Source organism: Pedobacter insulae, from assembly GCF_900113525.1.
GTDB lineage: Bacteria > Bacteroidota > Bacteroidia > Sphingobacteriales > Sphingobacteriaceae > Pedobacter > Pedobacter insulae.
In genome coordinates this window covers 140,841-164,291 of record NZ_FOPP01000002.1, presented here as the reverse complement: position 1 = coordinate 164,291, position 23,451 = coordinate 140,841, and the positions used below count along the sequence as shown (strand labels likewise).

The window sequence follows — 23,451 nt, the reverse complement described above, 5'->3', positions numbered from 1 at the left end:
TTAACGTTAAGCTTTGGGGCCTTTATATAGGGAGTGACAAGGGAGGTACAAGCTTGGAACAAGCTTACTACCCTGGATTTAATGTGGACATAGCGTGGACTTAGTGCGGACTTGGGGTGGACTCGAGTTAAGTGCGGTTGGGTTTGAATATTGGCCAGTGAATGATGCCAGGAAGCTAAATATGAAAGCCTTTGACTATCTTAGCTTTACACATCGGTTGATGTTATGTAAAGGTACGAAAAATATGGCAACACAAGGAGGAATAATTCAACTTTCTGGCAAGCTTGGGGATTTAATTTTTTCCAAGAAAAAAGGGAGAAATGCGGTGAGGTCTAAGTCATCCAAGCCCATTAACCAAACGGAGGCCTCCAAGAAAAGTAGCGCTGATTTTGGAGCGGCAAGCAGCGCCGCAGCCAAGATTAGAAAAGCTTTTAAGCCATTGTTTGTCTATGGCGCTGATGACACGATCATTAATCGCCTTAACAAACAAATCCTAGCAGTTTTTAAGACTATATCTCAAGATTTTTCGGGCAATAAAAAACTGATGCAGGGAGATATAAAGCTCCTCACTGGCTTTCAATTTAGTAGTTTTATACAATTGGACACCCTGTTATTTACGTATCCAACTATAGCGGTGCTGTTACCAAACCAACTTAATATCGCATTTGGAGAAAGCACAGGGATTAAGCAGATTGAAAGGGCGACGACCGCAGTGATAGAATTGATGTGCTATAATATGGATTTGAATGGTGATGAACACCAGACCATCCCGGTTAATCCACTTACCATCCCATTGATCAGCAAATTTCGTGGAGCAAAATTAAATATCCCTTTAGTTTTAGGAGGTGATCGCGCAGTATTAGTGGCTATTGCAATTCATTATTTAGACGATAAATGCAATATAAATTCTAGAAGAGCAAGGGCAGGATCTATTGTATTTGCATCAAAATATAAAGATGGAATTGAAGTGCCATTTTTACCAATGGAAATAGTGGAAACTATAATTGAAGAAAAACCAGAAGGTTTAGCTTGGGAACTGGGATAGTGTAAAAACTTAACAATTAATTTAGGGAAGTCGATATTGTTTTACTATTTTTAAAAATCTAATCGTTTTCAATTGGCTACGCTATTTAATTACCAAACACCATCGAGGTTCTCAGCCGCTTTCCAGGATTTTTACGTCCTCTCTAATGTGAGACAAGTAAGGGTGCTAAGTGCTGTTTTCTTTATTTTTTCAGTGTTGTTTAGGCTCTTATCACTTTTTTATTACGACGAGATTATCAAAGTACAAAATTATAACGCGTATTCTACCCTTAATTGGACGCAAATGTGCGGTACTTTCTTCTTATTGGTCAGTAGCAGCGTTACCTTAAAATTCTACCAAAACAACCAACTACTGAAGAAGGGTATTACCATTTTATTTATTGTCTTTTTGCTTTTGGTTTCTTTCAGTGCCAGTTACACGGTTTCTATGCATAACACCAAAAATACTTTAACACTGTTTTTGATAGGTATTGCGACTGTTAGTTTGTTTTTTGCACTTGAATATATTGAAATAACGCTCATAGCCATCTTCATCACGCTTGTTTACTGGCTCAGTATGATTTCAGCCACCATCAGCTTTGAGGATAAGATGATGAATGTTTTTGCGGGGGTTATATTGGGTTTTATATTACTTTGCTTTTCGAGGTACAGTTATTTTTTCAAATCACAGCATTTTGTTAGGCTTAAACAACTCGAAGAAAAAAATCTAGAAGTGGAAAAACTACACGCCCAACAGGGAGAGATTTTGGGATTTGTGGCGCATGATTTAAGAAATCCATTGCATAACATCGAAGCTTTAAGTACCCTACTATATAATGAGGATCCTAAGGAAGAGCTAAAGCATATCTTAACTGCTTCCCAACAGGCCAAAAACATTATCAATGATTTGTTGGAAGCCATAAAAACGGATAAAATCCAGTTAGATACTCAGGCGTTAAACCTGAACTCTTTTCTCACATCGACGGTTGAAAAATGGAAAACAAATAGTAAAAGGGATCTGATTCTTCATTTAGATGAGGACAAAATTTATGCCCATGCAAATGCCTCTAAATTAGAGCGGGTGTTAGATAATTTAATCAGTAATGCTATTAAATTCTCTTCAGATGATAAAATCATCAATATAAGCTTAAGAAAAATTGCAAAGCGTATTGAAATAAAAGTTAAAGATGATGGAATTGGAATTCCAAAAGAGCTGTTGTCTTATATTTTTCAGCAATTCTCGCAAGCGGGAAGAAAAGGTTTACATGGAGAACAATCCATTGGACTTGGCTTACACATTTCACAAAAAATAATGCAACAGCATGGAGGTGAACTACTGGTGGAAAGCGAAGAAAATAAAGGGACGACTTTCACCGTGCTATTTCCCTAAAAGCTTAGAAATCTTCCTCGATGTGATTATTTACAAATAAATTAGAGGCAAAGTTCACCAAAAAGAGTTCTTTTTTAGCCCGCGTTACGGCGGTATATAGCCATCTTAAAAAGTCCAGATCAATCATTTCATCTGTCAGGTAACCCTGATCTACAAAAACAGCATCCCATTGTCCGCCCTGAGCCTTATGACAAGTAACTGCGTAAGCAAATTTAATTTGTAAAGCATTGTAATAAGGATCTTCTTTAATGGCCTGCATCCGCTCTTTTTTGTTGCTGATATGTTCGTAATCAACTAACAGGCCTTCAAATAACTGTTTACCCTGACTATAAGACAAATTTGGTGTTTCGGCCTGGAGGGTATCTAGTATGACTTTGCAAGTAATGGTGCCCGCTTCCGGAAAATCTAAAAACTCTAAGTTAACTTCCGCAAACCTAAATCCATAACGCTCTTCCTCTCTTCGTACGCGAACAACTTTAGCCATATCACCATTTGCTATAAAGGCTGCATTTGCATTATCGGGAAGCCAAAAATAATTATTACGAACCACCATAATTTGGTCGCCCCCGCTTAATTCTTCATCTCTATATAACAGCCTGGCTCTAATTTGGTTATTGTAAACATTGGCTGATTTATTAGAACGGCACACTACCAAAGAATTTTCTATTCCGAACTTACCATAGGCATATTCCAATCCTTCCACTAATTTGGCTCCAGTCATCCTAAATAAATCCTTGTAACCTTTCGATTTAAATTGGGGTAATGTTTTGCTGTCGGCTGCGTAATGATGAATGAGTTTGCGTAGCATCGTTGCATTGGTTAATATACCAGATTTTTTTTCTTGCCTAACGACTTCTTTTAATTCTACTGCAGTTACCTGTAAGTTAAAATGGTCTTTAAGATATTTCTCATTTAATGCTGGGCTTTCGATACTCCCTACCGGAGGTAATTGCGCAGTATCGCCAACAAATAACAGGCTGCAATTTTTATTCTCTCCGGTGGGTGATGGTTGATAAACAAATTCAATAAGGTCTTTTAGAAATGATGATCCGTTTTGTTGATTCCATTCATCTGCAATCATCGAGGCCTCATCCACAATAAACAAAGTTTGCTCTGCTAAATTGGGAGCTAGCTGAAAAGCCATCTCTAAGGATACAGCTGATCGCTTTCTATAGATTTTTTTATGGATCGTTAAAGCTCTTTTTCCGGTATAATTGCTGATTACTTTGGCGGCGCGACCTGTTGGTGCCAGCAACACTACCTTTAATTTAAAGTGCGGTAAAGCTCCCACAAGAGCTGCAATGGACGTGGTTTTACCAGTTCCAGCATAACCTCGCAAAATAAAACAGCTGTGATGCTGCTGCTGGGTTAAAAACGTTGCAACTTTCTGACAAAATATTAACTGCTCGTTTGTAGGCGGAAATTGATAGGTTTGTGCAATTAAACTAGCTTTATCCATTTAGCAAAGATGCAATGGTAATGTTATAGAAAAAAGAATTATTTTTGTAAAACATGAATAGACAAAACAGCATCCTATTAATCGACCCTAAATTTGACCCCGGCACTGCTGTGCACTGCAGTTTATTAGTTAGCATAGGAATGGATAGTTTTTCATATGCCATTGTAAACAACGAATTGAAGAAGGTGGTTGCGGTTTATGATGAGCAGGAAATAACCGATGTTTCAAAAAATTTAGGAAGTAGGATTAAAAATGATGTTTATTTAGGATTATCATTTGCCGAAATCAAGATTGCTGTTTGTACAGAAAATCATCTTGCTGTACCCAATGAGCTTTATCAGAACGAGGAACCGAATTTATATACCAAATTTTTCCCTGCGCATAGTTCAGCAGATATTTACACGGCCTCACATGCCAATTTTGGCTTTACCTCCATGTATTCTTTCTCAAAGGACACAGATGAAATCATTAACCAGTGGTTCGCCAATAGTAAAAAATATCAGCCGTATTCGCCGCTCCTTAAACTAGCCGAAAATAATACCGGCTCTTCTTTATACATCGACTTTACTGCAGGTTCGATGCACGTTTTATTTGTAGCGGATAAAAATGTTATCTTCCAACAATGTTATGAAATAGAGTCGGCCGAGGAGTTTAATTATTATATACTATTGATATCAAATCAATTATCAATTAATTTTGATAATACCCAGGTTTATATTACCGGTATTATTGTACAGGAAGATCTGCATTATGGTTGTCTGAAAAAATACTTTAAGGCTATCCATTTTCTTGATTTTGTAGATTCTACGTTAGATCGACAAGTTTTAGAAGACATGCCTTCACATTATTATACCACTTTATTAGCATTAACCCAATGCGTATAATTGGCGGAAAATTAAAAGGTAAGCAATTTAATGCGCCTGCAAAATTACCGGTAAGGCCTACCACCGATATGGCCAAGGAGGCCTTATTCAATATCCTTTACAATACCTATGATTTTGAGCATTGCAATGTATTGGATTTATTTAGTGGAACTGGCAGTATCAGCATCGAGTTTGCGTCAAGAGGTATACAGCACGTAACTTCGGTGGATAAGCATCCTGGCTGTGTTCATTGGTTAAAAACAACAGCCGAAAAATATGATTTGAACGAAATTGATGCACAAAAGGGCGATACTTTTAAGTTTTTAACCCAAGACAATAATCAATACCATATTATCTTTGCCGATCCTCCTTACGATTTGCCGAATATTCCGATGATTCCAGTATTAGTGATGCAGCACAATTTGTTAGAAGATAATGGTACTTTAATAGTCGAGCATCCTCCATTTTTAAAATTACATACCCTGCCTGGCTTTACTGAAGTTAGAAAATACGGAAATTCATCCTTTAGCTTTTTTGAAAAGGTGAGTGTTTAAACCTTAATTCCCTATATTTGATTATGAAGATTGCTTTATTTCCTGGATCATTCGACCCAATTACGATAGCGCATGTTGATATTTTAAACAGGTCGCTTCCATTATTCGATAAAATAGTGATCGGGATTGGACTAAATAGTGCTAAGCAAAATTTTCTGTCTAGCGATCAGCGTGAAGAAATGGTCAAAACAATTTTTGCTGACAACGCCAAGGTTGAAGTTCAGCTTTATGAGGGGCTCACGGTAGATTTCTGTAGAAAAATTAATGCGAAATATATGGTAAGGGGTATCCGGTCCGCATCCGATTTTGAATACGAACGTGCTATTGCACAAATTAATCAGACCATGATGCCTGAAGTAGAAACTATTTTATTGTTAAGCAAACCAGAGTATTCTGCCATTAGCTCTACCATTGTTCGTGACATTTTAAGAAATAATGGAAATGTAAGTCCTTTTGTTCCTAAAGAGGCTTTGACTTTTTTATAGTTCCTTTATACTAGTCCGCCTTCTTTCAAGACCTCTATGATCAATGGGTAGGTGTTTTTAACTTTATTTTTAATCCCCGATTCATTTACCCAGGAAGCAGAAGTGATACCCTCCTCCTTTTGGGGAACCAATTTTGGAGAACCTTTTACTTCCATGTTATACCAATTAGTTCTTTTCAAAATCACCTTCCCGTTCATTTCATAAATGTGGTAAGTTTTACACACGAGTTTTCTTCGCTTCTCTATTTTCACCCCACACTCTTCTTCCACTTCCCTTACTGCTGTAACCTTTACTTTTTCGTCCTTTTCCACTTTTCCTTTAGGCAAATCCCATTTCTTATTCCTAAAAATAAATAAGATCTCACCTTTGCTATTCGCTACCAGTCCCCCAGCCGCCTTGATAACTGTACATTGCTTCTTAAGCATCTTAAATAGCATTTTTGGGTCCTTATCAACTAAAACATAATTTTTTTTACCCTCTTTCGGAAGGTTTTTATAAAATGTTTGAAAATCAAAATTCTGTGTATCAATATGTTGTATTTTTTCCAATTGTTTAGGAATGCGATCTGCTATAAACAAAGCGTTATCGTTGATATAAATTCTGTATTTTTGGGCCATGTATAATAAAAGTGATATTGAATTAAAGGTAGCTGAATTTTTATTACAAATTAAAGCAATTAAATTACAACCTAATAATCCATTTACATGGGCTTCGGGCTGGAAATCTCCAATTTATTGCGATAATCGCATCACATTATCGCATCCTTCGGTAAGGACCTACATCCGTCAGAAACTGTCTCAACTTATCCAGGAAGAGTTTGGTGCGGTTGACGTAATTGCTGGTGTAGCAACAGCTGGTATTCCTCAGGGTGCTTTAGTAGCACAAGAATTGGGATTACCTTTCATTTATGTTCGCTCTAAAGCGAAAGAGCACGGTACGGGTAGTTTAATTGAAGGCGAGATTATTGACGGGCAACGTGTGGTAGTTATTGAGGATCTAATCTCGACCGGAAAAAGCAGCTTACAGGCCGTGGAGGCGTTACGTGCTGCTGGTTTATCGGTAGCAGGTTTAGTGGCTATCTTTACCTATGGCTTTGATAAAGCCGATGAGAACTTTGCAGCTGCAAAATGTCGCTATTCAACTTTATCAAATTATCCCGCTTTAATTAAATATGCCGCAGAGCACAGTTTTATTGCTCAAAACGATATCGATTTATTAAACAAATGGCGTCAAAACCCGGCAGAATGGGGCAAAGATAGCGAGCTAAAGGAATCATAACTATGACAATTATAGAAAGTGCGGTAGAAATAAATTTACCTATAGAGAAAGTATATGCATTTCTTTCGGATTTGAACAACTACCAGGAGTTAATGCCTGAGAATATCTATAATTGGTCTTCCACTACCAATGAGGCTAGTTTTACTATTCAGAATATGGCTAAGCTTGCTATTAAAATTTCAAGCCGCATTGAAAACCAAGAAATCATTGCATTACCCACCGAAAAACCACCTTTCGACATTGAGCTAAAGTGGACCGTTACGGCCAATGAAAATGGTTCAACAACTGCAAAGCATATCATTTCGGCAGATTTGAATATGATGATGAAAATGTTGGCGGCTGGCCCACTTCAAAAATTGGTTGATTACCAAACCCAGAAACTCAAAGAGATTTTAGGCTAAGAATCCGACTTCGTAAGTTGGCCCTTGGAGGGCCGACTTACGAAGTCGTCGGTCATTTCGTCATTTAATTTTTTTACCTAGCGACAAAATTTCCGATTAGTGATTGGAAGTTGGCTTGGCATTTGTTTTGATTTAAGGCAAGTATGAACTTCAACAACTTTACAATCAAAGCACAAGAGGCCATACAAAAAGCTTCTGAAATAGTACAGGGCAATCAGCAACAAGCAATTGAGACCGCTCACTTGCTAAAAGGCTTGCTGAGTGTTGACGAAAATGTAGTTTCTTATGTACTAAAGAAACTTAATATAAACTTAAATACGGTTGAGCAAAACTTAACCACAGCGATAGACAAATTACCCAAGGTAAGCGGTGGAAACCCGTATTTATCTGCTAGTGCGAACACAGCATTACAGAAAGCCCAATCTTATTTAAAAGAATTTAAAGACGAATTTGTTGCCGTAGAACATCTTTTGCTCGGGATACTAGCAGCAAATGATGCAACTTCCAAGTTATTAAAGGAGCAGGGCGCAACCGAACAAGATCTTAAAAAGGCCATTAAAGAATTACGTGGAGATAATCACGTTACCGATCAGAATGCGGAAGCCACTTACCAGGCCTTGAGCAAATATGCCCGCAACTTGAACGAATATGCAGAAAGTGGGAAACTAGATCCTGTAATTGGTAGAGATGAAGAAATACGTCGCGTTATTCAGATTTTATCCCGAAGAACAAAAAACAATCCTATCTTAATTGGAGAGCCCGGGGTAGGTAAAACTGCCATTGCCGAAGGGATTGCGTTTAGGGTAATTAAAGGTGATGTTCCTGAAAACCTGAAAACCAAAACAGTTTTCTCTTTAGATATGGGCGCTTTAATTGCCGGTGCAAAGTATAAAGGAGAATTTGAGGAGCGTTTGAAAGCAGTAGTTAAAGAAGTATCGCAAAGTGATGGAGACATTATTTTATTTATAGATGAAATTCACACCTTGGTAGGTGCTGGTGGTGGCGAAGGGGCTATGGATGCCGCAAATATTTTAAAACCCGCATTAGCAAGGGGCGAGCTACGCGCCATCGGTGCAACGACCTTAGATGAATACCAGAAGTATTTAGAAAAGGACAAGGCTTTAGAGCGTCGTTTTCAAAAAGTATTTGTTGATGAACCTGATACCCAGGATGCCATCTCCATTTTACGCGGATTGAAAGAGCGTTATGAGACGCACCACAAGGTGAGCATCAAGGATGAAGCCATTATTGCAGCCGTAGAAATGTCGCAGCGCTATATATCAGATCGGTTTTTGCCAGATAAGGCAATCGATTTAATGGATGAAGCCGCTTCTAAATTAAGAATGGAGATGGACAGCGTGCCCGAGAACGTGGATGCACTGGATCGCGAGATTATGCGTTTAGAAATAGAGCGAGAAGCCATTAAGCGAGAGAACGATGACAAAAAGGTAAAAGAATTATCTAAAGAAATCGCCAATTTATCTGCCGAGAGAGATCAATTGAAGGCAAAGTGGCAGGGCGAAAAGGATTTGGTAGATAGTGTAAACTCCCAGCTGGAACAAATTGAAAACTACAAATTAGAGGCTGAGCAGGCCGAACGTGCTGGCGATTATGGACGCGTTGCTGAAATACGCTATGGAAAAATCAAAGAGGCACAGGATAAAGTAGAGAAACTGAAAGTTGAACTCGAAAGTCAGCAAAGTGAAAGCAGAATGCTTAAGGAAGAGGTAACCGCTGATGATATTGCAGGGGTTGTAGCTCGTTGGACAGGTATTCCGGTAACTAAATTGATTGCAAGCGAACGCGAAAAACTTCTTCACTTAGAGACTGAGTTACATAAACGTGTTGCCGGACAGGATGAGGCGATAGAAGCTATTTCTGATGCCATCCGCCGATCTAGGGCTGGTTTGCAAGACAAACGTAAACCGATTGGTTCTTTTATCTTTTTAGGAACTACTGGTGTAGGTAAAACTGAGCTTGCAAAAGCTTTAGCTGAATTTCTCTTTAACGATGAAAATGCGATGACCAGGATTGATATGAGCGAATATCAGGAGCGACATGCTGTTTCGAGATTAATTGGTGCCCCTCCGGGATATGTAGGTTATGATGAAGGCGGGCAATTAACAGAAGCAGTGAGAAGGAAACCATATTCGGTAGTATTGTTGGATGAAATCGAAAAAGCACATCCTGATGTATTTAATATCTTATTGCAGGTGCTGGATGATGGGCGTTTAACTGACAACAAGGGTCGTGTAGTAAATTTTAAGAACACGATCATTATCATGACTTCGAACATTGGTTCGCATTTGATACAGGATAATTTTAAAGTGTTGGATGACGAAAACCGCGATGAAGTGATTGCTAAAACTAAAAATGAGTTGTTCGAGCTGCTAAAACAAACCATTCGTCCAGAGTTTTTAAATAGAATAGATGAGTTGATTATGTTCACCCCTCTTAACCGAAGTGAGATAAGAAGCATTGTTAACTTACAGTTTAAACATGTTCAGGATACCCTAGCGGAAATGGGAATTACGATGGATGCAAGCGTTGAAGCGCTAGATTGGTTAGCAGAACTGGGTTATGATCCTCAATTTGGAGCCCGACCGTTGAAGCGTGTCATTCAGAAAAGAATTCTGAATGAACTATCGAAGTCCATATTAGCCGGAACGGTTGATAAAGAAAGCAAGATCAAATTGGATATGTTCGACAACCAGTTTGTGTTTTTGAACGAAAACAAATAGAAATATCATATAAGCTCACTGCTCTGCTTTGAGCTTATAATTTCATCTGTTTATCAAATATTTACGAGTAAAATTTAATTTCATCTACTTGTTTTCTGTGATTTAATTAATTAATATTGATTACACACAAAACAAGATTATGAAACCTAAATTATTTATCCTGGCTTCCCTATTGGCCCTCGGCTTTGCAGCAGGTGCGCAAACCGAAAAAGGAAATACTTTTCTAGGAGGGAGTATAAGTTTCGGTACTTCTAATGAAAACACGAATGCCATCCATGTAAATTCATTGGCAATTGGCCCGAAGATTGGCTATTTTGTCGGGAACAAATTTGCTATTGGCATGGAGATCTCTTACAATTTATCCCAACTAAAGGGCGAATCTTATAATTATTTTAATAGAACGACGCAACTGGTTGAGAGGGGTTTTGGTTTCAAAGAGGAAAACTTTGTTTTGGCACCCTTTACCAGATATTATTTTCCTTTAGCCAACAATTTCCTGTTCTTTGGTCAGGCTAGCATTGCCGTTGAGGGTAATACCTACAAAAACATTGATGGCAATGGCTATTTATACCGAACCGATTACACCTATAAAGGTTTTGGTGCAAGTTTAAATCCTGGCTTTGTGTATTATCCTTCTGAGCATTGGATGATTGAATTTTCGTTTCCGGTAGTGCGTTATTTTAAGCCCAGACGTACGGAAGCTATGCAAGACGAATACTTTAGCCCCACTAAAAACTTTCATTTAGTACTCGATAATTTCATCCCTTCTATTGGCGTAAATATTAATATCTGGTAAATATCAAAGACTTGAACTGATGAAAATACGCATTATATTTTTGCTGCTAATTATTTATTACTTCCCTGTACAGGCACAGCTAACTGATTCAAAGCAAAAAATAATTGCGCAATACGACAGCATTCTAACTCGCACACCGAGAGAAAAAATTTACGCGCATTTTGATAAAGCTACTTATCTACCCTCCGATACGATCTGGTTTAAGGCTTACTTGATGAATGCTTCCATTCATACGCCTTCAACCATCAGCAATTTAATTTATACAGAAATTATCAATGAAAAAGGAGAAGTTGTAGAACGCCTGAGTTTACCCACCGCAATAGGTTTAACTTGGGGAAGCTTTGCTTTAAAACAAGAAAAACACAAACCCGGAAATTATACTTTTAGAGCATATACCAATTGGATGCAGAACTTTGGCGATAGTCATTTCTTCAAAAAAGAATTTAAAATATTACCTCTTACAGATAGCCCCATTTCGTCACTAAACAATCGGCCCAATAGCGCAGCTAAAACTAACAATGCAAATTTATCAGCCAGAGAGCGAAGCCTCGATATTGATGTCCAGTTTTTACCTGAAGGAGGCAATTATTTAGTGATTAGAAACCAGAAGATAGCTTTTAAAGCCTTAAATAGCAGCGGAAAAGGAATTCCCATAACAGGAGAAATCATCAATTCGAGCCAACGCGTGGTCAGTCAGCTCGTATCAAATGACAAAGGGATGGGCTATTTTAAATTTTCACCGGAACTGGGAGAGACTTATAGCGCAAAGGTTACCTACAATGGTTTATCAAAAACATTTCAGCTCCCAAAAGTAACAGGTGAAGGTACTGCGCTAAAGGTTGAAAATGAATACCTAAGTGATTCAATTACCATTACTGCTTTTTCATCAAGAGACGAACAAAACTACACGATAGTTGGGCAGGCAAGAGGGATCATGTGTTTCGTAGCAGATTTAAAATTTAATGCGAATGCTAGGACCTTCAAAATAGCCAAAAACATCTTCCCCACGGGAGTTTGTCAGGTAATATTACTCAATGAGCAGCAAAAAATCATCAATGAACGTAATTTTTTCATTAACCATAGCGATGAGTTAAAAATAAATATCAGCACTCCCAGTCTGTCGTACAAATTAAGGGATAGCGTACCGCTGCACTTAAAAGTTGTAAATGCGGCAGGTATACCCCTTACCAGTTCACTTTCAATAGCGGTAACCGACAACCATCAGGTGGCTAAGGATTCTGTGAATGATTCGCATATCCTTTCCTACCTTTTATTACAAGCCGATTTAAAAGGTGAAATAGAAACCCCAGGGTACTATTTTACTCAGCCCAATAAGCAAAAGCACGATGACCTCGAAGCATTGATGTTAACTCAGGGTTGGGTTAGCTACAACTGGGACATTTTAAAAAAACCCATATTTAAAGCCGAAAAGGAATATACATTTAGTGGCAAAGTTACTAATGCATTAAATAAACCTATCTCGAAAGCAAAAATCATTCTAATGGGAAATAACAGAGGCTTTGTGATGATGGATACCTTAGCCAATGAAAAAGGAGAATTTACTTTCGATAAATTACCGAGAATGGACAGCGCATCTTTCGTGATTCAAGCGATGAACGCAAAGGGGAAAAAAGGTACCATAGGAATAGAAATGAATGAATTTAAACCACCGGCCTTTATCGTTGGACAAAAAAAGCCCGTGGCCAACACAGAACCATTAGACAGTATATCAACAAATCTGATAAAGACTAAAGTTGAAGCCTATAAACTGACCCAGCGTGATGGACTACTTTTAAACGAGGTAACGATTGTTGGAAAAAGGACTATTAAAGGTTCCAAAAACTTAAATGGGCCTGGTGAAGCAGATTTAATCATAACGGAAGAAGATTTAAGCCCAATTGCTAAAAAGACCCTTCACGATGTACTGGTTGAAAAGGTAAAGGGCTTTAGAGATGCGATGGTGCCTAAAACTTTTAAGAGAATGTTTTTTGTGAATTTTAACCCTTTAAAATTTGTGATTGACGGCATGGAAGTTGATTTCTTTTATACAGAGGATTCGACCCCAGATAGTTATTACAATTATGTTAAAGGCATTCTCGACTATTATAATGCAGAAGATATCAAAGGAATAGAGGTAATGGATAGACAGCGATTTAGCGCTAGGTATAAAAGTCAATTTATGCACCCTATGGATTCGACAATCTATACTTTTATAGAGATTACCACTCAAACAGGTCAGGGCCCGTTCCTAAAAAAAGCGGCGAATTTATATATCCTTAAACCCACAAATTATGGTGATTACAAAACCTTTTATCACCCCAAATATTCGAAGGAAAATAAAAATGATAAGAAACCCGATTTCAGATCAACTATTTATTGGAACCCAAACTTTTTAACCAGTGAGAAAGGAGAAGGCGACTTTTCTTTCTTTACAGCTGATAAACCGGGGAGTTATACTGTTTGGGTAGAAGGCACTGACTTGCAGGGAAATTTTGGTTTCAAAACTATGACAATAAAAATCAATTAATTACTTCATTCCTTTATCTCGTATCGCCTTAAATTCTGATCCTGCTTTCCAACCCGGAAAAGTAGTTTCATTACTTAAACGATAACCAACATCGAATAACAAGCTTAAGTCTGCTACCATTCCGGAGAAATCCCATTTATCCGGCTCAAAATTATCTGCCGGAGCATGATAGCGATTTGCGGTATAATCTTCTTTCTGGGCCTTGCCAAAAGCCAGACCTTTAGCTACGTGATCATCACCAGTTTCGGTGTATAGTGCCGGAATACCTACCTTGGCAAAGTTAAAATGATCTGATCTAAAATAAAACCCTGCCGATGGATTGCTATCTTTCACCACTACCCTCCCTTGTTTTTTTGCAGCTGTTTCCAGGTAATCTTCTAACTCAGACTGTCCGTAACCCACTGCAATGATATCCTTTGTTTTACCAAAAGCTTGCATCGCATCGATATTTATATTTGCCACTGTTTTAGTAACTGGAACCAACGGATTTGATGCATAATACTCGGAACCCAATAAACCTTGTTCTTCCGCTGTAACAGCTAAAAACATAATGGAACGTTCAGGTTGCTGCACTGCCTTTTTAAAAGCATTAGCCAATACTAACAGTGCTGCTGTTCCTGTAGCGTTATCAACAGCGCCATTGTAAATTGAATCGCCATTTACTGCTTCCCCTTTCCCTAAATGATCCCAATGCCCAGAGTAGATAATGAACTCGTCTGGTCTCTTCGTCCCAGGTAACACGGCAACAACGTTATTTGATTTGGATCGCTGTATGGTATTATCGATCGTAGTTGATAATTTTAAACTTAGGTCGACCGGTTTAAATCCCTTTTTACCTGCTTGTACCATTAGGTCTGCAGATTTATGTGCCATTTTAAATAATTCTCTCGCAACATCTTGGGTAATCCAACCTTCTAACAGGGCCCTCGACTTATTATCATCTTCGGCGGCCAAATACAGTTTTGATTTAGACCATCCGCTTCTAACTACCGCCCAGGGGTAACTTGCCGCTTTATCTTCATGAATAATGATCACTCCCGTTGCGCCTTGTCGGGCAGCTTCCTCGAATTTATAGGTCCACCTACCATAATAGGTCATTGTTTTACCCTTAAACAAGGTAGAATCCAAAAATCCCGGGTCATTCACCATCACCACAACGGTTTTGCCCTTTACATCTAATCCTTCATAATCGTTCCATTTGTATTCGGGAGCTACAATTCCATACCCTGCAAAAACTAGTTGAGAATTGTCGACTTTAACCTGGCTAACCAAATGGCGGCTGGCAGCAACAAAATCATCTAAATACTTTAGGTTCATGGTAGCATCACCTGTGGCAGATCTTATCATCAAATCTGTAGGCGTTGATTTAACATCAACCATGGGAACTTCCTGGAAATAACTTTCGCCATTTCCAGGTTTTAATCCCATTTTTTCGAACTCATCCTTAAGGTAATTTATCGTTTTCATTTCGCCAGCTGTAAAAGGCTTTCTTCCTTCATACTCATCTGAAGCTAAGATTGCAATATGTTTAGAAAGTGCAGTTTCATTAATTGCCTTTAAAGCAACAGAATCTGCTTCAGCTACTTCGTTTTGATTAACATTACATGCCGAAAAGCCTAAAGCTACGGCGGTCAAAAGGATTAGTTGTTTTTTCATTATTTTTTTCTTTCTATTTCTCTATCCATTTCTGTAATATTCACATTTACAGATTGTGAGAAATCTCCAAGTAAATAATTATTAAAATAGTCGGCTAAGCGCCAGAACATATACTCGGTCATATCTCCAAAACCATGGCGTTGACCAGGGACTACCATATAATCAAATCTCTTTCCTGCTCTGATTAGCGCATTTGCAACTCTCACAGAGTTTGCCGGATGCACGTTATTGTCTATATCGCCATGCATCAACAGTAGATGTCCTTTAAGATTTTTAGCAAGATCAGGATTTTTATCGATTGAATACTTAAATGTGGTATCCCCTTTAGCAGAAACGACTTCGGTTACACCATGGTGTTTTTCACTCCACCAGCGATTATATATGCTATTATCGTGGTTACCCGCAGCAGAAACCGCCACTTTAAAGAAATCGGGGTAAACCAATAAGGCAGCGGTCGACATAAATCCACCTCCTGAGTGCCCTGTTATACCAACTTTATTTGCATCAATAAAAGAATGTCTGTCTGCCAACTGTTCAATTGCTGCTTTTTTATCGGCCAACCCGTAGTCTCTTAAATTGCCATAACCATAGGTATGGTACCATTTAGAGCGAGCTGGGTGCCCCCCTCTATTACCCACCGTAATCACAATATAGCCTAATTGTGCTAGGCGATCCATTCTGTCCATGCTCCTTCCAAAGCTTTTATTTACCGCTTCAGTTTGTGGACCCGGATAAACATACTCGATAATTGGATATTTTTTATTGGGGTTAAAATCAAATGGCTTATACATTACTCCATAAATATCTGTCACACCATCATCGGCTTTAACTTTAAAAGGCTCTGGAAATTTATAGCCTGTAGCCATTAACAATGATAAATCTGCTGTTTCCAAATCCATAACTACATTCCCCAAATTATCTTTTAGCACAGCTTTTGGAACTGTATTTACTCTAGAGAAATTATCGACAAAGAACTTTGCTTCATCATTCATGTTTATTGCGTGGTCAAAATCGCCACCGTTTAGCAATTTCATTCCACTGCCGTCGAAATTAATGCGGTATAGGTGCATGAAATATGGATCTTCCTTGGCCTCACGGCCATTTGCAGTAAAATAAAGCACCCGGTTTTTCTCATCAATATTGACAATGTTTTCAGCGTGAAAGGCACCTTTGGTGATTTGATTTTTTAATTTACCCTTCTCATCAAACAGGTAAAAATGTCCCCAACCGTCTCTCTCGCTCCAGTGAATAATTTCGTTGCCGCCATTTACAAGACCAGGACGCTGTACTTCAACATAAGTATTGAAACGCTCGTCAATTAACTGCGTTACTACCCCAGTATTGATATCTATTGTGCAAATATCAATTCTTTTTAAATCGCGACTGGTTCTAGAAAAATAGAATTTTTGATTATCGCCCAACCAAATTGACGGACGAAATTCGTTGTCTCTATCTTTATTCAATACCGGTTTACCCCATGTAGAGATACTCTGGTCCTTAAATGCCGTGGTATTAATTGTTTTATAAGTTTTTGCGGCGAAATTAAATAGCACAAACTCGTCTATTGGAGATTCCTTTTCGCCTGGCATTTGATATTTATATGTCTCTAGTGTTGGTCGGCCTGCGCTTACACTATTAATTACCCATAAATCTTTAACCTTTCTTGAGTCGGTACGGTCTAGTACAAAATATTTTGAGTCGGGCGACCATAAAACATATGCACCTCTTCTTTTCTTGTTGTTCTTGATGTTTTCCTCATTGTTTTCTCCGTCACCATCACTTCCATATGAATAAAACTTTACCCCGTCTTTGGTTAGTTGATGTTCAACAATTGTGCTATCCTCATCGTTTTTTATTGCTTTTTGGTAATTTGCTTTATCCATCCAGTACAAATTATAATTCTTAGAGAAAATAATAGCTGATGAATCTGGTGCTACGGAGCCCCAGTTTGGTTTTGCCTTTGGCTTAGAAAAATTTTTCACTTCTGTTAACTTTCCCGAAGCAATTTCGTAGTTAAATGAAAAGATTTTCTTCTGCATTGAGTCTGCAGCCTTTTTGTCTTTCCTATCTTTTTTTAACTCATCAATTGTACTTTTTATTTCGAAGTTGATGCTTTTTTCGTCCTTTGCAAATTTCAAATTTTCTATCGGTAAATGCTGCGCATCGAATGGATCCCGAATTACCAAAGTAATTTCCGCAGCCATTTTCTCCGGATCAAATAATTTGCTTTTAGTTTTAAGTGCAGGATCTACAATGTACCATTGCTTACCATTTGGAGTTTCATATTGGTACCAAAAACGGTTACTTAACTTTAGCCAATGGGGATCCACGGAGGTAGAGTAAATAATTTTCCTGAGCTTACTCGGAGAGAACCGTGCAGCTGCTTGATAATTTGCTTTCTCGGCCAATGATGTTGTTTCAGTTAACGAAATTGTTTTAGTCTGGGCTACAGCTTGCACACCTGCTATCACAACAAGAGCGAATAAAAAGTAGAGTTTCTTCATTGATGATTTTAATTGATAAATAAACTCCTAATTTATTTAAAATGTGGAGCTCTTGATGAATTTTATTGTAATAATGAGGAGACACTTTTGTCAATCTTTAAAGATTGACAAAAGTGTCTCCTCATTATTGGCCATAGTGGCGAATTATCAATAAAAGCAGCAAGTAGATCAATTTTTTTATAGTTTTGTAACAAAACACATACCTATGAACAAAATCTTCTTTCCTATCATCGCTGTAGCGATGATTTTAATATCTGGGTGCCAATCCAAATCAAGCCCAACGGCTAACGCAATGACCGATAGCACTGATGTTAAAGCTACGACAACGACTAGTACGGCTAAAATTGACATCAATCAGATTAAGGTGGCAGACCCGAAAACTATTTTAGCTCGGAAACAAGTTCCCATTTTGTGTTACCACCAAGTAAGGAATTGGAAAGAAAGGGACGGCAAAGTAGGAAAAGATTACATTGTAGAGGTGCAAAATTTTAAAGATCAAATTCAGATGCTGGTTGATAGTGGTTATCACACCATTTTACCTGATCAGCTTTATGCCTATTTAAATAATGGTGCCGAACTTCCTTCCAAGCCAATTATGTTAACTTTTGACGACACAGATTTAGATCAATTTACAACGGTTAATCCTATTTTAAAGAAACATGGTTACAAGGCTGTATATTTTATCATGACGGTATCAATTGGCAAGAAAGGTAAATTTGTTGATTATATGAGTAAAGAACAGATCAAGCAATTATCAGACGAGGGGAATGTAATCGGAAGTCATACCTACGACCATAAAAATTTTAAAAAATATACTGGTAAAGATTGGGAAGAGCAATTAGATAAACCTACCAAAAAACTAGAAGAAATTACGGGCAAACAAATAACCGAGTTTGCTTATCCATTCGGTTTATGGAACGCTGAAGGCATACCTGAATTGAAGAAAAGAGGGTTCAGAATGGCCTATCAGCTCGCCACAAAAAGAGATGAAAAAGATCCGCTGTTTACGATAAGAAGGATAATTGCAAGTGGTTATTGGAGTCCTAAGACATTAAGCAATAGCATTAAGAATAGTTTTTAGAACAGCTTGGTGAGATTGCTTCGTACCTCGCAATGACGCTTTACTAAGCTTCTCTCTCAATAACGAATTTACCTTAGTTTTTCTAGCAATGAGGGTTAGCTGATTTCATTGATGATGTATTTCTTTCCGTTGAAATCGAACTGATCTCCTTTGGCTTTGCCCAATAGGAGTTTGCCAATAGGTGAAAATGCTGAAATGGCAAAAAATATATCTTTCCCTAAGTGGAGTTGTCCGGCACTAATGCTCAGATAAAAATTACCTTGGTTGGTATAAACCAAGCTCCCATTTCTAGCAACGTTAGTCGGTACCACCTCCTTTATGGAATTGAGCAACATCAAGTTTTCTTCTGCATCAATCAGCAGCCGTTTGTTTCTATCTATATCTTGCTGCATCATTTCCCGACTGGTTTCATATTTATCGCCGGCGCTGCTTTTTGTATCATCGTTACTTGCTTCGCGCGCCTGCTTCAATGCTATGGTGGCCGTTTGAATACGTTCTTCGATAAAATTCTGACAAAGTTTATATAATGATGCTTTTAATTCTTGCATATAAGGTAATTTGAATAGGTATTACCTAATATACACTTTTTTCCAAATTATTGATCCATCCAAATAACTTTATCTGCCATGGACGTACGGTTAGCTTTACGAGGTTTTTCGTTATGATAGCCCATATAAAAAAGACCGAAACATTTTTCGTTTTCTCCTAAATTTAAAAATTGCCCTAAATCATCAATTAACGGAGGAGAGCTCCAATACGCCCCAATATTTAAAGACTCCGCCGTTAACGCTACATTTTGCACTGCACATGCTACAGCAGCGATTTCTTCCCAGGCGGGCACCTGATCTGGATGAAATTTAATGTTAATCGCTAAAATACAATCTGCCTGACTAGTTTTCTGAGGAAAGCTTTCGTATTTCTTTTGTAAGAACTTAGTCGGCTCAACCTTCTCCTGATATAGTTGCGCCAGGACTTTACCTAATTTAGTTTTCGCCTCTTTTCTGATAACCACAAAGCGCCAGGGCTGAGTTAATTTATGCGTTGGCGCATAATTGGCACTTTCTAATACCTGCTCAATTAATGAAACAGGAATTTCCTTCTCAATATAACTGGCAGGAAAAATGCTTCTCCTATTTTTGATGATTTTAGTAAGCGTTTCGAAATTGCTGTTCATGCTTCAAAAATAAGTGATAATAATAAGATTGAATGTTCTGTTGTACTTTATTGCTTTATTCTTGCAATCAACTGCTTTCTTATTTGTTTTGCTTTAGCATAAAAGGCAATACTCTCTCTGTCTACCAAGAAATCCATAGTTTCTACTAGTTCTTCTTTGATCCAGTCGTGTTTCCAACTCAAGTTTGCCAAAATATTGAGACAATGAGATTTTACCGCCACTGGAACATCATCATCTATGAGCCAACTAAAAACAACTTCAACAATTGTATCCGTTTTATAGGTTTGAATAACTTCTGTGATATAAAAATGGGCTTTTTTGGAGGTCATTAAGGCCAGAATCTTACCAAAATGCCTTCTTGAGGATAGATTGTTCTGTTGGTGAAATCGTTCTAAAAAATACTTGGCTTGTGGCCAGAAATAAAAGGTACTACCGATATAGAGATTTTCCAAAATCCAAGATGCTCTAAAACCTATCTGTTCTTCCTTATGAAATGTTAAATCGATAAGCTCCGATACGGGAAATTTATGCTCAACAAGTTTTTTAGCCAAGTCATCCACTTTTGCTTTTGAGACAGGTGCGCTTAAGATTTCTAAAAGTATAGCAGCTTGCATAGCTCAAAACTAATGATTTATTTTTACAGTTAGCCGTCTAAAACCCTCACCAACACTAGCATTTAAGCAATAATTTCACTACCTTTGCATTTTATTCAACACGCATGATTTCAGTTTCAAACCTATCCCTACGTTATGGGAAACGCACACTTTTCGAAGATGTTAACCTTAAATTTACTCCAGGCAATTGCTATGGTGTAATTGGAGCCAATGGCGCAGGTAAGTCTACTTTTTTAAAGATTTTGAGCGGTGAGGTGAACCAAACTAGTGGTTCTATTGCCTTTACTCCAGGCGAGCGAATGGCGGTTCTAAAACAAAATCATTATGAATTTGATGAGTTTCCGGTAATTGAGACAGTGATGATCGGTCATAAAGAACTTTATGACATCATGAAAGAAAAGGATGCCATTTATTTAAAAGAAGATTTTACCGACAAAGATGGGGAACGAGCCGGGGAATTGGAAAATCTCTTTGCAGAAAAAGATGGCTGGAATATGGAAAGTAATGCGGCAACCTTACTCAGTAATTTGGGCATTAAAGAAGAGCATCACTATAAACAGCTTAAAGAATTGGATGGGAACCAGAAAGTACGCGTGTTATTAGCGCAAGCGCTGTTTGGCAATCCAGACATTTTATTGCTGGATGAGCCCACCAATGATTTGGATATTGATACGATCGCATGGTTAGAGAATTTTTTAGCTGATTATGAAGCAATTGTTTTGGTTGTTAGTCACGATAGGCACTTTTTAGATGCAGTGTGTACACATATCGTGGATATCGACTTCAGTAAAATGAGTATTTATACAGGTAACTATACTTTCTGGTATGAATCGAGCCAGTTAGCTTTAAAGCAACGGAGTGATCAAAATAAGAAATTAGAGGAAAAAGTAAAAGAATTACAGGAATTTATCCAACGCTTCAGTGCGAATGCTTCAAAATCAAAGCAGGCTACCTCACGGAAAAAAGCTTTGGATAAAATCGATATCTCTGAGATCAAGGCTTCGAGCCGAAAATATCCAGCAATCTTATTTAATAATTTAGGTAGAGAAGCTGGCGACCAAATTTTACAAGTGGAGGGTTTAAGTAAAACCTTAAATGGTGAAACACTGTTCTCGAATGTGAACTTTATGATAAATAAAGGAGATAAAGTTGCTATTTTATCTCAGAATAGCTTAGCCACTACCGCATTTTATAATATCTTGTCAGGCAGAGATCAAGATTATAAGGGAGAATTCAAATTTGGTGTAACGATCAGTACCGCTGATATCCCAAATGATAATTCTGAATACTTTGAAGGAAAAGACGAAAACCTGGTAGATTGGTTACGTGAATATTCTGGAACCGATGCTGATGAACAATTTGTGAGAAGCTTTTTAGGCAGGATGCTTTTCTCGGGCGACGAAGTACTTAAAAATGTCAAAGTGCTTTCAGGAGGTGAGAAAATGCGTTGTATGTTCTCGAGAATGATGCTTCAATTGGCAAACTTTCTCATGTTTGACGAGCCTACCAATCACTTAGACTTGGAATCAATCACTGCGCTGAACAATGGGATGAAGGATTTCAAAGGTACTATTCTATTTACTTCCCGAGATCATGCGCTAACCGAATCTATTGCTACAAGAATTATTGAACTTACCCCTAAAGGTATTATTGATAGAATGATGACTTATGATGACTACATCAATAATGAAGATGTAGCAAAACTTAGAGAAGAAATGTATAAATAGGCCGATAATTTTCTTTAATTTTAAATTTAAGAAAATTAGTAATGATCATTATAGTGTATGGGCGGTAAACAAACAACAATTAAGGAAATTGCTTCACTTCTCAATATATCGGTCTCAACGGTTTCGAGAGCGTTGCATAAACATCCGAGCATTGGTATTACAACCCAATTGAGAGTTCAAAAATTAGCCGAAGAGCTAAATTATGAACCCAATCAAGCAGCAATTTTTTTCCAAAAGGGAAAGAGCTATACGATAGGACTTATTTTGCCTGAACTTTCAGAAGCATTTTTTTCATCCGTTGTAAATGCGGTGGAAGATATGGCCTATAAAAAAAATTATACAGTTTTATTGGCTCAATCTCATGACAACGAGGATAGGGAGAAGCAAATTATACAGATGATGAAAAACCACAGAGTGGATGGTTTAGTTGTCTCTGTCGCAAAAACCACTACCAATTTTGACCATTTCCATATGCTGGAAAAGTATAATATTCCTATTGTCTTTTTTGATAGGATCCCCCCATTAAAAAATATACATTCTGTGGCTTGTAATATTGAAACTGGTAGCTTTGAAGCAGTAAATTATTTATTAAAAAAAGGACATAGATGTATTGGCCTTATCAATGGTCCAGCAGCATTAACGGCAAGTGAAGAACGTAAAAAAGGCTATTTCAATGCTATTACAAAAAATCGTTTAAAGTTTGACCCTTCTTTAATTGTAAGTTGCGATTTAACAGAAAAGGGAACACAGGAGGCATTAACTGCTTTAATGGAAAACAAGCGTAACCTAACAGCAATTGTAACCTTTAATGATTATGTTGCCTTATACGCTATTAAATATGCTCGTAAATTAAATATCGATCTAAAAAATGATTTACAATTTATTAGTTATTCAAATCTACCACTGATTAATTATATGGATCATGTTCCGATAGCTTCGGTAGAGCAATTTCCTTACAAACAAGGAGAAAAGGCGGTGGAGATTTTATTCGATTTGATTAATAATAAAGATTCTTCTACCCCTGAAACGATGTATTACAATAAGGTTGTTGTAGAGTCTGAACTTGTAGAAAATCAATCTTACCATACAGATTAGATACATTACAAATCTAAGAAATTTAGCGCAAACGTTTGTGCTGAAAAAATAGCATTGTAATAATTAGCTTTGGTAAAGCTAAA

General features: G+C 37.6%; 20 protein-coding genes. 13 read left to right on the top strand and 7 right to left on the bottom strand.

Annotated features, from left to right (window positions below):
- The first annotated feature begins 94 nt into the window (after positions 1-94).
- Together BM207_RS03635 and BM207_RS03630 are read left to right on the top strand one after the other, a co-directional pair.
- Positions 95-1,045, top strand: a complete 951-nt coding sequence (locus tag BM207_RS03635) for a hypothetical protein (RefSeq protein ID WP_090992216.1) — start codon at positions 95-97, stop codon at positions 1,043-1,045.
- 282 nt (positions 1,046-1,327) lie between these two features.
- Entirely contained in the window at positions 1,328-2,413 is a 1,086-nt protein-coding gene (locus BM207_RS03630) for a sensor histidine kinase (protein ID WP_143095910.1), read from the top strand.
- A 4-nt stretch (positions 2,414-2,417) separates the two neighbouring features.
- Here the strand turns inward: BM207_RS03630 and BM207_RS03625 are convergent, their stop codons facing one another.
- On the bottom strand, positions 2,418-3,872 hold the full coding sequence (locus BM207_RS03625) for an ATP-dependent DNA helicase (RefSeq protein WP_090992214.1): 1,455 nt from the start codon (positions 3,870-3,872) through the stop codon (positions 2,418-2,420).
- 53 nt (positions 3,873-3,925) lie between these two features.
- Here BM207_RS03625 and BM207_RS03620 point away from each other — a divergent pair, with 53 nt between their 5' ends.
- Genes BM207_RS03620 through coaD form a run of 3 tightly spaced genes read left to right on the top strand, consistent with a single transcriptional unit; the run spans position 3,926 to position 5,774 of the window.
- Positions 3,926-4,756 (top strand): DUF3822 family protein, encoded by an 831-nt coding sequence (locus BM207_RS03620; protein WP_090992213.1) that lies wholly within the window; start codon positions 3,926-3,928, stop codon positions 4,754-4,756.
- A complete protein-coding gene (locus BM207_RS03615) occupies positions 4,747-5,289 on the top strand; it encodes an RsmD family RNA methyltransferase (RefSeq protein WP_090992212.1) in 543 nt (180 codons plus the stop codon). Before BM207_RS03620 ends, BM207_RS03615 begins: the two co-directional genes overlap by 10 nt.
- 23 nt (positions 5,290-5,312) lie before the next feature.
- Positions 5,313-5,774 carry a pantetheine-phosphate adenylyltransferase gene (coaD, locus tag BM207_RS03610; RefSeq protein WP_090992211.1) on the top strand — a complete coding sequence of 154 codons (462 nt, stop codon included), beginning with the start codon at positions 5,313-5,315 and terminating at the stop codon, positions 5,772-5,774.
- 5 nt (positions 5,775-5,779) lie between these two features.
- Here the strand turns inward: coaD and BM207_RS03605 are convergent, their stop codons facing one another.
- Complete coding sequence (locus tag BM207_RS03605; RefSeq protein WP_090992210.1) at positions 5,780-6,391, bottom strand: NUDIX hydrolase; 612 nt, start codon at positions 6,389-6,391, stop codon at positions 5,780-5,782.
- Between BM207_RS03605 and pyrE the strand changes: the two genes are divergently transcribed.
- From pyrE to BM207_RS03580, 5 genes are all read left to right on the top strand, one after another.
- Positions 6,390-7,052 carry an orotate phosphoribosyltransferase gene (gene pyrE / locus BM207_RS03600; protein ID WP_090992209.1) on the top strand — a complete coding sequence of 221 codons (663 nt, stop codon included), beginning with the start codon at positions 6,390-6,392 and terminating at the stop codon, positions 7,050-7,052. The genes BM207_RS03605 and pyrE overlap by 2 nt on opposite strands.
- Before the next feature lie 2 nt (positions 7,053-7,054).
- A complete protein-coding gene (locus BM207_RS03595) occupies positions 7,055-7,453 on the top strand; it encodes an SRPBCC family protein (RefSeq protein ID WP_090992208.1) in 399 nt (132 codons plus the stop codon).
- Between the two features lie 143 nt (positions 7,454-7,596).
- A complete protein-coding gene (gene clpB / locus BM207_RS03590; protein WP_090992207.1) occupies positions 7,597-10,194 on the top strand; it encodes an ATP-dependent chaperone ClpB in 2,598 nt (865 codons plus the stop codon).
- 139 nt (positions 10,195-10,333) lie between these two features.
- Entirely contained in the window at positions 10,334-10,990 is a 657-nt protein-coding gene (locus BM207_RS03585; protein ID WP_090992206.1) for an outer membrane beta-barrel protein, read from the top strand.
- A 19-nt stretch (positions 10,991-11,009) separates the two neighbouring features.
- Positions 11,010-13,517: a carboxypeptidase-like regulatory domain-containing protein gene (locus BM207_RS03580; protein WP_090992205.1), complete on the top strand. Its 2,508-nt coding sequence runs from the start codon at positions 11,010-11,012 to the stop codon at positions 13,515-13,517.
- Here BM207_RS03580 and BM207_RS03575 read toward each other — a convergent pair whose 3' ends face one another.
- Positions 13,518-15,173: a M28 family metallopeptidase gene (locus BM207_RS03575; RefSeq protein WP_090992204.1), complete on the bottom strand. Its 1,656-nt coding sequence runs from the start codon at positions 15,171-15,173 to the stop codon at positions 13,518-13,520.
- Positions 15,173-17,677 (bottom strand): S9 family peptidase, encoded by a 2,505-nt coding sequence (locus BM207_RS03570; RefSeq protein ID WP_090992203.1) that lies wholly within the window; start codon positions 17,675-17,677, stop codon positions 15,173-15,175. The genes BM207_RS03575 and BM207_RS03570 overlap by 1 nt, the downstream gene beginning before the upstream one ends.
- Positions 17,678-17,882: 205 nt before the next feature.
- Here BM207_RS03570 and BM207_RS03565 point away from each other — a divergent pair, with 205 nt between their 5' ends.
- Positions 17,883-18,758 (top strand): polysaccharide deacetylase family protein, encoded by an 876-nt coding sequence (locus BM207_RS03565; RefSeq protein ID WP_090992202.1) that lies wholly within the window; start codon positions 17,883-17,885, stop codon positions 18,756-18,758.
- 95 nt (positions 18,759-18,853) lie between these two features.
- Here BM207_RS03565 and BM207_RS03560 read toward each other — a convergent pair whose 3' ends face one another.
- Genes BM207_RS03560 through BM207_RS03550 form a run of 3 tightly spaced genes read right to left on the bottom strand, consistent with a single transcriptional unit; the run spans position 18,854 to position 20,546 of the window.
- Positions 18,854-19,306: a 3-oxoacyl-ACP synthase gene (locus tag BM207_RS03560; protein WP_090992201.1), complete on the bottom strand. Its 453-nt coding sequence runs from the start codon at positions 19,304-19,306 to the stop codon at positions 18,854-18,856.
- A gap of 47 nt (positions 19,307-19,353) precedes the next feature.
- A complete protein-coding gene (locus BM207_RS03555; RefSeq protein ID WP_090992200.1) occupies positions 19,354-19,932 on the bottom strand; it encodes a nitroreductase family protein in 579 nt (192 codons plus the stop codon).
- 47 nt (positions 19,933-19,979) lie between these two features.
- Entirely contained in the window at positions 19,980-20,546 is a 567-nt protein-coding gene (locus tag BM207_RS03550; RefSeq protein WP_090992199.1) for a hypothetical protein, read from the bottom strand.
- A gap of 104 nt (positions 20,547-20,650) precedes the next feature.
- Between BM207_RS03550 and BM207_RS03545 the strand changes: the two genes are divergently transcribed.
- Complete coding sequence (locus BM207_RS03545; protein ID WP_090992198.1) at positions 20,651-22,273, top strand: ABC-F family ATP-binding cassette domain-containing protein; 1,623 nt, start codon at positions 20,651-20,653, stop codon at positions 22,271-22,273.
- 57 nt (positions 22,274-22,330) lie between these two features.
- On the top strand, positions 22,331-23,368 hold the full coding sequence (locus BM207_RS03540; RefSeq protein ID WP_090992197.1) for a LacI family DNA-binding transcriptional regulator: 1,038 nt from the start codon (positions 22,331-22,333) through the stop codon (positions 23,366-23,368).
- Positions 23,369-23,451 lie beyond the last annotated feature (83 nt).